Below are 13,757 nucleotides of genomic sequence, written 5' to 3'. Positions count from 1 at the left end.
TGCCGAGGTGACTCTTGCCGAACGCCACCGAGATATCCGGAAAGGCATAGAACGCGCCCTGCGGACGCGGGCACACCACGCCGGGAATCTTGCCCAGCGCCGCCAGCACGATGTCGCGTTTCGTGGCGAATTCCTGGCACTTGGCCTGCGGAATGTCCTGCGGACCACTGAACGCGGCGATGGCCGCGGCGGTGATCACTTCCGGCACGCTGGTGATGTGATTGGAATTGAGCGTGGTGACCGCCTTCGCCACCGACTCAGGGCCAGCAATCAAACCCACGCGCCAGCCCGGCATACCGTAGGTCTTGGACACCGAATCGACAAACACCAGGCGATCGCGCAATTCCGGACGCGCGAACACGAAGTTGTGATAACCGATACCGTCGAACACCATCGAGTTGTAGATGTCGTCGGTGACAATCCACGTATCCGGATACTTCACCAGTACATCGGCCAACGCAGCAATTTCTTCGCGCGTGTAAACCATGCCGGTCGGATTGGACGGATTGTTGAACAGGAACACTTTTGGCTTGCGCGCGAGTGCGGTCTCGAGCTGCGCCGGCGTGAGCTTGTAGTTCTGCGACGGACCACAATGCAGCACATTCGCCTTGGCGCCGACGATGTCGGCGATGTCGTGATACGTCGTCCAGTACGGCGCGGCGAAGCAGATTTCATCGCCTTCGTTGAGCATCGCCTCGGCCAGGTTGTACAGCACCTGCTTCGCGCCAATGCCGATGGAAAGGTTTGTGCGGCCGTAGCCGGTGAAACCGAGCGCCTCAATATGTTTCAGGAAGGCATCCAGCAGCGCATCGGCGCCGCGATTGCTGCCGTACTGGCCACTATCGTGCGAGAGCGCCTCGCGGGCGGCCTGATAAACGTGATCGCCGGGCAGAAAGTTCGGCACGCCGATGGAGAAACTGATGATGTCGCGGCCGGCAGCCTTGAGCTGCTTGGCCTTTTCGGCAATGACCATGATCGCGCTGGGTTTGGCGCGGCCGACACGCTGGGCGAGCTGGGGCATGGCTTCCTCGGAGGGGGACGGAAACAACAAACCCGGCAATTTTAGCATGCGGCGCTGCGTCAATCGCGCCCCCTGCCCTGGGCTCAAAAACTCCTATTGTTCCGTCACGTTCCGCTGGCATCATGCAGTTGCCTCCGCATGCCGGGGTGGAAAACGCCGTCCGACCAGCAGTTTGAATCACTGACTCAAGGAGTAGGTGCGTATGCTCAACTTCATTTGGTTCATCATCGTCGGTTTCTTTGTGGGCCTTATTGCCAGGTGGGTGGTACCTGGCGAGAACCATATGGGCTTCCTCATGACCACTGTCGTGGGCATCGTGGGCTCCATCATCGGCGGTCTGATCGGTTATCTGTTCAAGCGACCGCCGCCGGGCTCGAAGTTCCATACCGCCGGCTTTCTGATGTCGATCGTGGGCGCGATCATCCTGATGCTGTTGCTCCGCTACTTCAATCCGCAATAAAGCTGCGCCATTGCGCATAAAAAAAGCACGGCAGGCTGCCCTGCCGTGCTTTTTTTGGAAACGAAAAGACGATCAAGCCGTGTCGGTGTGCGGACCGAAGAGTTTGCCGGCCAGTCCCGCGAGCGAGGAGAGATCTAAACCGCTCCCATTGCTGGGCACTTGGCCATTCGGGGTCAAATGATCGACCGCATGCGGGAGCACCTGCGCAAGCCCATTCATCACTTGATCTTGGCTGAGGCCAAATTTGCTTGCGGCTTCGGAGACCACCGAACTCAAACCGCCGTTCTGCAATGCCTGGCCGAGCTGACCGCTGGAAATGGCTTGGTTGGCGCCATTGCCGATCCACGACTGCACCGCGTCGCTCATACCGTGTTGCTGCAGAAGATTCGTCAATCCCTGTACCCCACCGGCCTGCTGGATCAGCTGACCGGCCACCGAAACGAGCGATGCTCCGCCTGCCGCCGAATCGGTCTGATTGCCGCTACCGAACAAACTGCCCAAATTTCCGAGGATGGACATCGCAACACTCCTTTTCATCGCGTAATGAGGGGGGTCCAGCGTTCGGATTGTAGGTCCACGCCAGCTACACAGAAGTGACCATTCCGTGAAGAAGAAAGGCCGCCGGAGAAGCCCCGGCGGCCCTTTGTTTTCCTATGAAAATACAGCGATCAGCCGCGCTGATCGAGCACTTCGTTCCATTCCTTCACGCGATCGGCCTGCTTGGCGAGCAGCGCGTCCACATCGCCTTCCACAGTGACCTTTTCAATGGTGTCGCCCTGCTTGATGGCATCGACCACGGCCTGATCTTCCGCACCAACGATCTCACCGAACACGCTGTGCTTGCCGTCCAGCCACGGCGTGGCGCCATGGGTGATGAAGAACTGGCTGCCGTTCGTGCGCGGACCGGCGTTGGCCATCGAGAGAATGCCCGGCTTGTCGTGACGCAGCGACGAATGGAATTCGTCCTCGAAACGATAACCCGGACCACCGCGACCGCTGCCTTCCGGGCAACCGCCCTGAACCATGAAGTCGGCGATTACGCGATGGAACGCCAAACCATCGTAATAACCGCGACGCGCCAGATTGACGAAACTCGCCACAGTGACCGGGGTTTTGTCGTCGTGAAGACGTAGATGAATCGGACCGCGGTTGGTGGTGATCGTCACTTTGATGGCCATGGATAGTCCTTGTCTGTCTGTGCTGAAACGATGCGCCCGGACGCCGGGCGCCGAATGGACAAGGATAACGCCAGTGGGCCGGTGGGGACAGGCGTTATGGTAAATCCAGCATGACCGCCTGCAATGGCCCCGCGCCGCGAGGTTTGCCGGTGGGTGTCGGTACGTCGCTGGGCCAGGGCTGCGCCGCGTAGAGATGTGCGTAGAGTCGATCCAGCGCCACATAGCCGTAGGGCAGCAAGGGCAGATGCCTGTCGCCAAACCCCGGCAGCGGCAGGAATGCATCGAAATGCTGCGCGTGCGGGACTTTCCAATACAACGGCTGACGTCCTTCGTTGCGCAACCATGCAACATAAGGTTCGGAAGTGAATGCCGTCGGCAGCAAACCATCGTCGGCGCCTTGCACGACCCACAGCGGAAGATCGGCGCGTGGCAACTTTGCTACGAGGGCTTTCACCGATGCGTGCAACGCCATCGCGTCGGCATCGTTGCCTGTCCACAGTCGACGCAAGCATTCGGCACCGACAAGTTGCGGATCTGCCGATGCATCCGTACCGCCGAACAAGCCCACGCCATTGCCGGGGGGAATGCCTGATGCATCCGCCCACCAGCTTGCGCGTGTGGCTTCGTCAGCCATCGCCGGTTTGCCGGCCGCATTCATCGCTTCATAGCGATAGCCGCACGGCATGTCATCGGCGCCGCGGCGCATATAAGCCGACGCATACGCCGCGCCGATTACGCGCCACAAATCCAGCGCCGTGGACGACGCGCCGGTGGCCATGGCCTGATCTGTCCATCCTGCGCTGCGCAAATGTTCGTATGCCTCGGCCGCTTGTGCCTGCAGCGTGGACGTCTTGAGCAAGCCTTGTGCGTGCAGGCTCGCGCAACGCGTGATCCATGTTGCATGCGGTTTGCCATGCGCATCGCGCGCGAATGGCGTCGAAGCGAAGCGTTCGTCCAGCAATGCGCAAGGCAACCAGATCGCCGCCTCGGTCATGTAGTCGTACAGCGCAGGACCGTCTGGTGTGTGCACATTCGGTTCCAGCGCAACAACGCCGGCAAGCATGTGCTGATCGTCGACACCGGCCGCTTGCAGCACCGCGCCGCCGCCATTGGATAAACCGGCTGCGATGATCTTCGTATTCTGCGGAGTGAAAGGCGCCTGATCGGGAAAGGCGCGGTCGAGCATCGCGAGGCCGAATTGCGCAGCCTGCAAAACATGACGTCCCCAATCGGCTTCCGGGTTATCGCCCGAATGAGCATGCTTGATCGCGATGCCTTCGCCGATTGCCGATGTAGGTTCGAATTCCAGCATCGCCGTGCCGCGCTTGGCGCGTTGACCATCCAGTGCGACGCCCGTGTCGTCGGCGTAATCGAAGTAACCCGAACCGGTGCCTTTATCGGTGTAAGCCACTGCGCAACCGCGCGGCAGACCCCACGCACCGGCAAGCGCAATCGCACCGTAAATGCCGCGCGATCCGGACGACGCCGTCACGACCAGGCATCGCCGCGTCTTGTCGAAGTTGTCAGGCACCTGCAGCAAGACACGATGCGGCGCATGTGCACCGGGAATTTTTGCAAACGCCTGATACTCGCGTCCGGGTACATCGGGAACCGCGCCGTAAACCGTGCCGTAACCACCCAGCGGCCCGAGATCGGCGATACCTTTCCAGCTCGTTTGAATCGCACGACGACGCAATTCCTGCACGGTCGGATGCTGCGGGTCTGCAAAAGGCGCAGGTGGCGCTTTGAGCCCCGCCAAACCCAGACCGCCGCTGAGCAGATCGTCATGGTCGCGATGCACGGTAGCGCTGACATCGCCCTGCACGAAATCGATCCCTTGCATCGAAGGCTCCGTAGAAGACGGCCTGACCGCGCACGCGGCGAGGGCCAGCACGGCTGCACCAACCAAGCTTATGCGGATATTCATCCGCCTACCATAACAAGACTGATGCCTACGGCTATCGTACGAAAGTACAACATCTTCGAACGCAATCCGCCTCTTGTTTCATCTCGACGTCTTGCCCAATGCCCGCTATGGTCCGTGCCATGACCCGCCTGCTGATCGCCGATGACCATCCGCTGTTCCGCGCCGCGCTACGGCAGGCCGCAAGCGAGCATCTGGACGAATGCACGGTGCTGGAAGCGAGCGATCTTCCGGGCGTGCTCGATATCTTGTCGGCCGATCCGGATATCGATCTTGTCTTGCTGGATCTGCACATGCCGGGGAGTCAGGGGCTCTCGGGCCTCGCTGCCTTGCGCGGCCAATATCCTAGCGTTGCGGTGCTGGTTGTTTCCGCGCACGACGAGCCGCAGGTGGTGCGTCGCGTGCTCGATCACGGCGCTGCAGGCTTTATTCCCAAAAGCGCAGCGCCGCATGAAATCAGCGAGGCTGTCGCCGCGGTACTCAATTGCGGTGCGTGGCTGCCCACCAGCCTGGTACGCAGCGTCGCTGCGTTGCCTAGCAATCCTGCGGACGCCGATCTCGCTGCACGCCTGGCGCGTTTGACCGAACAGCAATATCGCGTGCTCGGCTTGCTGGCCGAGGGTTTGCTCAACAAGCAGATTGCCGATCGCCTGGGCATCCAGGAGCGCACCGTCAAAGCGCACGCCACCGCCATCTTCGAAAAACTCGGCGTTCGCAATCGCACGCAGGCGGGTGTCTTGCTGCATGCACTGGATCTGGGCGAGCCGGGCGGCAACGAATCCGGGTACACGCGACACACCGCTTAATGGCGCGCGGCGACCACGCGCTGCATCACCTGTCGCATAGCCAGCGGTTTGAGCGGCTTGTACAAAACGACGACGCCCGCTTCCATCAGGCGTTGACGCAACTCGCCATCCCGGTCCGCCGTCAGCATCACCGCTTGAACGCCGGGATGTTCGCGGCGTAGTTCCACCAGAACATCGAGACCGGTCTGGCCACGGTCAAGGTGATAGTCGAGCACGCACAGATCCGGACGCCACGGCGCATTGAGCGCATGGGCGGCATGCGCAGCGGCGTGGACCTCCCAACCCCAACTACCCAGCAATGCACCCAGTGCAGCGAGTGCTGCCGGTTCGTTGTCCAGAATCAACGCACGCCCCGGCGGCAACGGATAGACATCTGCCGTGGAGGGAGCAGACGCGTGATACGCCGACGTTGCACGCGGCACATCCGCGTAAAACACACTCCCCTCGCCCGGCCACGAGCGCAAACCGATCGGATGATCCAGCAATGCCGCAACGCGCTGTGCAATCGACAATCCCAGCCCCAGGCCCTGGCCGCCCGCGGTGCTGCCTCGCCGAAATTCTTCGAAGATCACGCTGCGTTCTTCTTCGGCAATGCCCGGCCCCGTATCCCATACTTCCAGTCGAAGGCCGGCGCCCTGACGGCGCACGCCGAGCAATACGCGGCCGCGCTCGCTGTAACGCAATGCGTTGGATAAAAAGTTCTGCAATACACGCCGCAACAGCAAGGGATCGGAACACACCCACGCGCGGCTGTCGACAACACTCAAGCGCACGCCGCGGTCCCGCGCCAACGCACGGAATTCTGCTACAAGCGGCTCAAGCACTTCCGCTAAAGGAAAATCCCGCGGTTGCGGATGAAGACGGCCGCCTTCCAGACGCGCGATATCCAGCAAGCCCGCCAGCAATCCTTCCGTTGCGGATAACGAGTCGTTGAGGTGCCGCGCGCTCGGCGCATCGTAACCACGTTCAGCCAGCGCGTGCGCAAACAATTGCGCGGCGTGCAAAGGCTGCATCAAGTCATGACTGACTGCCGCGAGAAAATGACTCTTCGCCTCGTTTGCACGTTGCGCTTCCGACGTTGCCTGCGCCAGTTCGCGCGTGCGCTCGGCCACACGCAATTCAAGCGTTTCGTTGGCGAGCGTCAATTCGTTTTCGGTTTCACGGAACGCCGTAACGTCGGTGAACGTTGCGACGTAACCGCCTCCCGGCATCGGATGGCCGCGAATTTCCACCACGGTGCCATCGGGGAAACGGCGTTCGGAAAGCAGTTCCGTGCCGGCACGCATATGCGCAAGACGCCGCCGCACACGTGCTTCCACATCGCCGGGACCGATGATGCCTGCCGCGATATTGCGGCGAATCAGATCGGCAACCGGCCGCCCAACTTGCAACAATTCGGACGGATAACCGAACAACGTCGTATAACGTCGATTCCACGCAACCAGACACAGGTCGGAATCGACCACGCAAATGCCCTGGCTCATGTTTTCCAGCGCGGCCTCAAGCACGCGCTGACTGAAATGCAGATCCTGCGCTGCCTCGCCGACGATCGCTGCAACTGTGTCGAATTCCGCACGACCTTGCCGATACACCACTTCCAACAGCAATCGCGCAGAGGCTGCACCAATCACTGCTGCAAGTTCGTGTTCGACCTCCGCAGCACGCGCATTGCCCGCAGGGCCTTGCGCATGCATCCCCGCGAAGACCCGTTCCACGCGTTCGTGCGGAAGGAATCGTTCGGCGAGAGCACGCAGCTCGACGACACCGACGTTACTGACACCGGCCGTCCAGCGACGTCGGCCATATCGCGTATTGGCCACAGCCAGCATCGTCAGAACGTTGGCAACCAGACTCAACATTACAGCGCGGCCGAGACGGCTCCAATCGTCCAGCCCCATGAATCCATCGGGTGTCAGCCAATGCCATCCCAATGGGCCATGTTGCATCCACTGCGGCTGTTGCGCGATGCCCGCCGGCAGCAGCACGTAAAACCAGACCAGCGTGCCGACCGCGAGTCCCCACACCACCGCGCGTGGGCCCAATTGCGGGCGATACACGGCAGTCAACAGCGCCGGCGCCAAACCAGCAAGCGCCGAAAAAGAAATTGCGCCAATATCCGCGAGCGCATCATTGCGCGCCAACATGCGGCTGTAAGCCCAAGCGAGCAGGATCACGGCGAGAATGGCAACACGACGTTGATTCAACACCTGGCCGCGCAAGTCGCCTTGCTCGTCGCGTCCCCAACCTGCGCGTACGCGCAGCGGCGCGATGAAATGATTCACCACCATCAGACTCAACGCCAGCGTCGCGACCACCACCATGCTGGTCGCGGCGCTCAAACCGCCAAGAAACGCAACCAGCGCCAAACCATGCTGATTGCGTGCGAGCGGTAACGCCAGCACATAAAGATCGGACGGTACGCCGCTAGGTGCGAGCCATGCATCGCCAAGGTGTGCAAGCGGCAGAATCGGCAAAGCGATCAGCAGCATGTAAAGCGGAAACAGCCAGCGCGCCGTGCGCACATGCGAGCTGTCGCGGCACTCCACCACCCCTGCATGAAACTGATGCGGCAACGTGAACATAGCCAAGGCACCCAACAAAATCAGCGCAGGAAACCCACTGCTATCGTGCGGCGGCGGCGTGCCGATGGCCGCGCCCGCAGGCAACGGCGTGAACAACATTGTTCCCAGCGCCAGCATTGCGCCGAGCTTGAACAGCGACTCGAACGCCATCGCCAATACCAAGCCACGATTGTGCGCCATGGCCGACGCACGACGCGTGCCGAACAACATCGCGAACAACGCCATCAACAATGCGACGTACAGCGCGATGTCATGCCATGGGGCCGACTCCGTCAGTTGGCCATGCCGCAGCAGCATGTAACTCATTGCCACTGCTTTGAGCTGCAACGCGATGTACGGAACGATGCCCACCAGCACGACGGCGGTGACAAGCGCAGCCAAACCAGCATGCCGCCCCAGGCGCACGACGATCAGATCGGCGATGGAACCCGCGTTGTATTCGCGCGCAAGTTGCACCAGACGCTGCAGGATCGACACCGCGAACACATACATCAGGATGGCGCCGACAAACGTCGGCGGCAGCCACCAGCCCGATCGGCTCGCCTGCGTGACGGTGCCGTAGAACGTCCACGACGTGCAGTGAATCGCAAGCGACAGCGCGTAAATGATCGCCCATCGTTTTTCGAACAGGTGCGGGCGCCGCTCGCCGGTGACCGCGACGCCGAACAGCAGGCCGAGCCAGACCAGCGCCGCGGTGGCGATCAGGCCTGTGCTAAGCATGGGGAATGCCCCGCATCAGTGCACCACGGGCAATCCCAGTGCTTTCACAGCGTTCACCACCCAGCGCAACTGCACGCCCTGACGCGTGTCGTAATTCGCTCCGGAGTATCCCCACCAGTCCCAACATGCCTGCGGATTCAAAGGCGCAAAGCTCGCGCGAGTCTGAGGATACAGGATGGCTACGTGGTAAACGTCGGCCCAGCGATTGAAGCCGGCATCGCGTACAAAGGCCTCGCCCACTGCATCGACGTTTTGCTTGCAACCGTGAAATGCCACCAGCAAACCGCACGGTTTGCCGGTCGCGCATTCGGCCGGGACGTATAAGTACCCGGTCGTCGCCAACAAGGCATCGACGCCACCTGGACGCAGGGCGTCCTGATCGAAACGAATCAGCTGACCTCGTGCATCGGCAGCAGCCGCGTGCGCAGACGGACCGAACAGATGCTCGAAGATCGCTCCTGCTGCATCGAAACCACAATGGCCCAGATAAGGCGACACCGATTTGCCGCAGTCATCGCCGCTCGCTGCAATGGGCAGATTGTGTGCGAACGCGCGTTGACCATCGTCGGTCACCTGAAGCCCGGACAATCCAGGCTCACTACGCAATGCGTCATAGAAATGCGCGGCGGCTTCAGCCACGACTGGCGCCACCAGTGCGTCCTCCGTGCCGTGCAGCATGTAAACGCGACCGTGCGCAAGATCGGTCAATGGCCCGGTCTGACCCGACGCCGCCCGCTGCTTGGCCACCGTTACCAACGCTGCGACATCCGGCGCCGGTGCACCTTTCATGCATGTGCTCAACGCCACCTGCAACTTGCCGCCCGCGCATCCGTAAGGGCCGCCGGCCACCAATGCAGCGCTAGGAAACAGCTCCGGATACGCGATCTGCATCTGCGTCGCCATGTAAGCGCCCGACGAAAGGCCGGCGACCGCAACGCGCGACGAATCGAGCTTGAGTTTCGGCAGCGGACGAACGGCATCGTCCGCATGCGCCACACCGGCGATCAACATCAAGCCTAGACAAACGGTTTTGATCCAGCGCATGGCACGTATTCCGTCAAAAGAAAGAAGGCCGACCCATGGCCGAGGGAGCGCATGGGCCAGCCTCGGGGAGAACCATTAGAACGAATATTTGGCCGATAGCGTCACCATGCGCGGCGGACCGTAGAAGCCCGTCACGATGCCAAGCGCCGCGATGTTGTAACCGGTGGTGCGATAAGACTTATCGCCCAGGTTAGTGCCTTGCAGGCTCAACGACCACGGCTGATTGATCTGCCAGATCAGACCCGCGTTGATCAGTCCATACGAGCCCTGTTTGATCAATGGCGACAGCGTGGTTTCCGGCCACACCGAGGTTTGATACGCGTAATTCAAGCGCGCGCTCAAATCACCGTATGCACCCAGCCCGAAATGGCGCTGCAGCGTCAGTCCGCCCGACCACCTCGGCGCATTGGTGAAGTACTGCGTGTTGGCGATGTTGACGCCAGAGCTATAGAACTCCGTGTACTTGGTGTGCAGGTAGGCGAAGTTGCCGCTGATCGTCCAGTCCTGCGTGGGATACCACGCGTACTCTTCTTCAAGACCGTCGATATGACCTTTGCCCGCATTGGTGAAGTTGCCAAAGAAGCCCTGACTGCCATCCGGTTCGGTGTAAGACGTGAACACCGAAAGCTGGATGTTCGAATAGATGTTGTGGAACAGCGCCGTGTTCATCATCAAGCTGTTGTCGAAGAAGCTCATCTTGCTGCCGAGCTCGTACGATTTCACTTCTTCGTCCTGAATCGGATTACAAGACGACGGAATCTCTGTGCAATTCGCACGAATGTTGTAACCGCCCGAGTGGAAGCCTTCGCTGTAGCTGCCGTAGAGCTTGATGTCATCGCTGGCGCTGTAATCCAGCGATACTTTCGGCGACACATTGTGCGACGTGTGCGAACCGGTGAAATCGGCCAGCACGCCAATCGGCACACTGAACGTTGCATTGGAGTAATCGTAATTTTGGATGACCGCCGTCTTGGTTTCATCCGTGATGCGCGCACCGACATCCAGGCTCCACACTGGACTGATATCCCATGTGAAGTCACCGTAACCGGCGTAGCTGCGCGTACCCATGCTGCCGCTCGTCGTGCCGTACTCCGAGTAACCGAGCAAGCTATAGGGCGGTGAACCAAGGAAGACGTTCTGAATGTCGCCGGACGCCGAGCCGTTGAAGTAATACACGCCCATCACGCCATGCACGACGCCGCCCGCATCGTAGTTCGCCTGAATTTCCTGGGTGAACTGATGATCCTGGTACAACGCGCCGACATCGGCCACCGCAACCGGCAACGTGTCGAAATCGATATTACTGTCCGTCTTGGATGAGCGATAGGCGCTCACCGATTTTAGCGTCCAGTCCTGGCTCACAATCCAGTTCAAGGTCAGCGCCGCACCGAGCATGCGCGTCCAGTTGAGCTGCGGCATGTCGCTACGCGTGTTGTAGTTGCTGGAGAGCGGCTGATATTGCGGATAGAACTCGTTGGCCTCCAGCAACTTCGCGCCGCGCGGATTGGAGTTGTCGTGCATGTCGTCCACTTCCAGCTGTGCATTGAAATTGCTGGTCGGGAAGAAGCCCAGTGTCGCGCGTGCAGCATTCGTGTTCTTGTTGCCGTTACGGCTGCCGTTGAGCAAGTCGGTGCCATAACCGTTGTTGTGCTCGCTTGCCACCGCCACTCGTCCGCGCCATACGCCATCTGCCGATGCGCCACCGAGTGCCGCCTTGACGTCTTTCTCGCCATGCGTGCCCGTAGTGACTTCCACGGTGCCTTCGGTCTTCGTCGGCAACGGCTTGGACACGTATTTGATCGCGCCGCCGATGGTGTTCTTGCCGTACAGCGTACCTTGGGGGCCGCGCAACACTTCGATGCGCTCCACATCGAACACGTCGAGCAAGGTGCCTTGCGGACGCGCCATGTAGACGTCATCGAGATATATACCGACGGCCGGATCGAAGCCCCACGTCGGGTCGGCCTGCCCCATGCCACGAATGTACGCGGTGAGTGTGGTATTGGAGCCGCGTGCCGCGTAGACCTGCAGATTCGGCACCTTGCCTTGCAGATCGCCCAGATCCTGCACGTTCTGGTTGTAAAGCGATTGCTCCGTGAATGCGCTGACGGCAATCGGCACGTCTTGCAGCGTTTCCTCACGTTTGCGCGCGGTGACCGTCACTTGGTCGAGTTTCTTGGCGCTGTTGGGATTGGCCGTGGGCTGACTCGCGTTGGCGGTGCCATTGGCGGCGTTGGTGTCGGTACCGCCGGTTTGCTGCGCATACAGCGGCGCGGCGCAAACCAGCCCCATGGCTACGCCGATCGCCAGACTCAAGTGGCTACGCTTCATGTTTCCCCTCGCAGTGGAGTGCATCCACATATGGATGCCCATGCTGCGCAGCATAGGTGCGTGGTTTGGCGCCGACACTTGTACTTTCGTACAGTGCCGCCACACGCGAGGCTGACGGGATACTCACTGCACGAGCCGCTTTGCGGCGTGTGTTTTGAAGGACAACCGGAATGGCCTTTCTCATTGTGCTGGCAGCACTGTGTTTTCTGATGCTGGCGGCCTATCGCGGCTATAGCGTGATTCTTTTTGCGCCCATTGCCGCATTGGGTGCGGTGCTGCTGACCGATCCGTCGTTGGTGGCGCCCATGTTCACTGGCCTGTTCATGGACAAGATGGTCGGTTTTCTCAAGCTTTACTTTCCGGTCTTCATGCTTGGCGCCGTGTTTGGAAAGGTGATCGAGCTTTCGGGTTTTTCCAAGGCGATTGTTGCCTCGACCATCAACTTGGTGGGACGCAGCCGCGCCATGTTGTCCATCGTGCTGGTGTGCGCGTTGCTTACGTATGGCGGCGTGTCGTTGTTCGTGGTGGTGTTTGCGGTGTATCCCTTTGCGGTGGAGTTGTTTCGCGAATCCAATATTCCGAAGCGGCTTATTCCCGGCACCATCGCGCTGGGTGCTTTCACGTTCACGATGGATTCGCTGCCAGGCACACCGCAGATTCAAAACATCATTCCCACATCGTTTTTTGGCACCACCGCGTGGTCGGCACCCTGGCTCGGCTCGTTGGGCGCTCTGTTCATCCTGATCGTCGGGATGATTTACCTGGAGTCGCGTCGGCGCAAAGCAGCGCTGGCGGGCGAAGGTTACGGCGATAGTCTCGTCAACGAACCTGCGCCATTCGATGGCAGCAAGCTCGCGCATCCGCTTATTGCACTGCTGCCGCTGGTGCTGGTGGGCGTGGCCAATCTCGTTTTCACGCGCTCGATTCCTCGCCTATATGGCGCAACGCAGTCGTTCGTACCTGCCGTCGTCGGCAATCCGGCGCCAGTGGTGCAGGAGGTGTCGAAGGTCGCGGCCATCTGGGCCGTCGAGGGCGCGCTGCTGCTCGGCATTTTTTGCGTGCTGGCGTTTGCGTGGCGGCCGGTCGTCAGGCACTTCGCCGAAGGCAGCAAGGCTGCGGTGGCGGGCGCGCTGCTGGCGTCGATGAATACGGCATCCGAATACGGCTTCGGCGCCGTCATCGCCGCCCTCCCCGGCTTCCGCACGGTGGCGGACGCCCTGCATGCGGTACCCAACCCCCTGATCAATGAAGCGGTATCGGTAACGGCGCTTGCCGGCATAACGGGTTCTGCTTCCGGCGGCATGAGCATCGCCCTGGCCGCCATGGCCGATACGTTTATCAGGAGCGCCCAGGCGGCCGGCATCCCCATGGCCGTTCTGCATCGCGTGGCCGCCATGGCTTCCGGGGGCATGGATACGCTGCCCCACAACGGCGCGGTGATCACGTTGCTGGCCGTGACGGGTCTGACCCATCGCCAGTCCTATAGGGACATTTTTGCGATCACCCTGATCAAAACAGCCGCCGTACTCTTCGTGATTGGGGTGTTCTACGTAACCGGGCTGGTGTGAGCCGTTTCTTCACAAAAGTGCCCCGACCCTGCATTTAGATGTCGAAGTTCAAGCAAGCTGTCACATAAGCCCGTATAATCTGCAGGTTAACCCTTACCGAAACCTGCGCGGCGATCTTACGGC

Annotated in this window: 10 protein-coding genes; 3 read left to right on the top strand and 7 right to left on the bottom strand. The window is 60.7% G+C overall.

The window, feature by feature from the left end; genetic code table 11:
* Positions 1-1,021, bottom strand: a 1,021-nt coding sequence (locus tag VK725_RS15285; RefSeq protein WP_325318916.1) for an aminotransferase class I/II-fold pyridoxal phosphate-dependent enzyme, incomplete at its 3' end; no start/stop codon positions are given.
* A gap of 202 nt (positions 1,022-1,223) precedes the next feature.
* Between VK725_RS15285 and VK725_RS15280 the strand changes: the two genes are divergently transcribed.
* Positions 1,224-1,481, top strand: coding sequence for a GlsB/YeaQ/YmgE family stress response membrane protein (locus tag VK725_RS15280; protein WP_126672939.1), 258 nt, complete (start codon positions 1,224-1,226; stop codon positions 1,479-1,481).
* Between the two features lie 72 nt (positions 1,482-1,553).
* Here the strand turns inward: VK725_RS15280 and VK725_RS15275 are convergent, their stop codons facing one another.
* From VK725_RS15275 to VK725_RS15265, 3 genes are all read right to left on the bottom strand, one after another.
* Positions 1,554-2,000, bottom strand: a complete 447-nt coding sequence (locus VK725_RS15275) for a YidB family protein (RefSeq protein ID WP_325318915.1) — start codon at positions 1,998-2,000, stop codon at positions 1,554-1,556.
* Between the two features lie 149 nt (positions 2,001-2,149).
* A complete protein-coding gene (locus VK725_RS15270; RefSeq protein WP_325318914.1) occupies positions 2,150-2,659 on the bottom strand; it encodes a peptidylprolyl isomerase in 510 nt (169 codons plus the stop codon).
* A 94-nt stretch (positions 2,660-2,753) separates the two neighbouring features.
* Positions 2,754-4,586: a 3-hydroxybutyrate oligomer hydrolase family protein gene (locus tag VK725_RS15265; protein WP_325318913.1), complete on the bottom strand. Its 1,833-nt coding sequence runs from the start codon at positions 4,584-4,586 to the stop codon at positions 2,754-2,756.
* Between the two features lie 119 nt (positions 4,587-4,705).
* Here VK725_RS15265 and VK725_RS15260 point away from each other — a divergent pair, with 119 nt between their 5' ends.
* Positions 4,706-5,389, top strand: coding sequence for a response regulator transcription factor (locus tag VK725_RS15260; RefSeq protein ID WP_325318912.1), 684 nt, complete (start codon positions 4,706-4,708; stop codon positions 5,387-5,389).
* Here the strand turns inward: VK725_RS15260 and VK725_RS15255 are convergent.
* The 3 genes from VK725_RS15255 to VK725_RS15245 form a co-directional block, all read right to left on the bottom strand.
* Entirely contained in the window at positions 5,386-8,691 is a 3,306-nt protein-coding gene (locus tag VK725_RS15255) for a PAS-domain containing protein (protein WP_325318911.1), read from the bottom strand. The two genes, VK725_RS15260 and VK725_RS15255, sit on opposite strands and share 4 nt — an antisense overlap.
* A gap of 15 nt (positions 8,692-8,706) precedes the next feature.
* Positions 8,707-9,735 (bottom strand): PHB depolymerase family esterase, encoded by a 1,029-nt coding sequence (locus tag VK725_RS15250; protein ID WP_325318910.1) that lies wholly within the window; start codon positions 9,733-9,735, stop codon positions 8,707-8,709.
* Between the two features lie 75 nt (positions 9,736-9,810).
* On the bottom strand, positions 9,811-12,066 hold the full coding sequence (locus tag VK725_RS15245) for a TonB-dependent receptor (RefSeq protein WP_325318909.1): 2,256 nt from the start codon (positions 12,064-12,066) through the stop codon (positions 9,811-9,813).
* Positions 12,067-12,236: 170 nt separating this feature from the next.
* Here VK725_RS15245 and VK725_RS15240 point away from each other — a divergent pair, with 170 nt between their 5' ends.
* Complete coding sequence (locus tag VK725_RS15240) at positions 12,237-13,634, top strand: GntP family permease (RefSeq protein WP_325318908.1); 1,398 nt, start codon at positions 12,237-12,239, stop codon at positions 13,632-13,634.
* Positions 13,635-13,757 lie beyond the last annotated feature (123 nt).

It is taken from the genome of Dyella sp. (assembly GCF_035486915.1).
GTDB lineage: Bacteria > Pseudomonadota > Gammaproteobacteria > Xanthomonadales > Rhodanobacteraceae > Dyella_B.
Note: the sequence above shows the minus strand (reverse complement) of the source record. Positions and strands in the feature narration are given on the sequence as shown.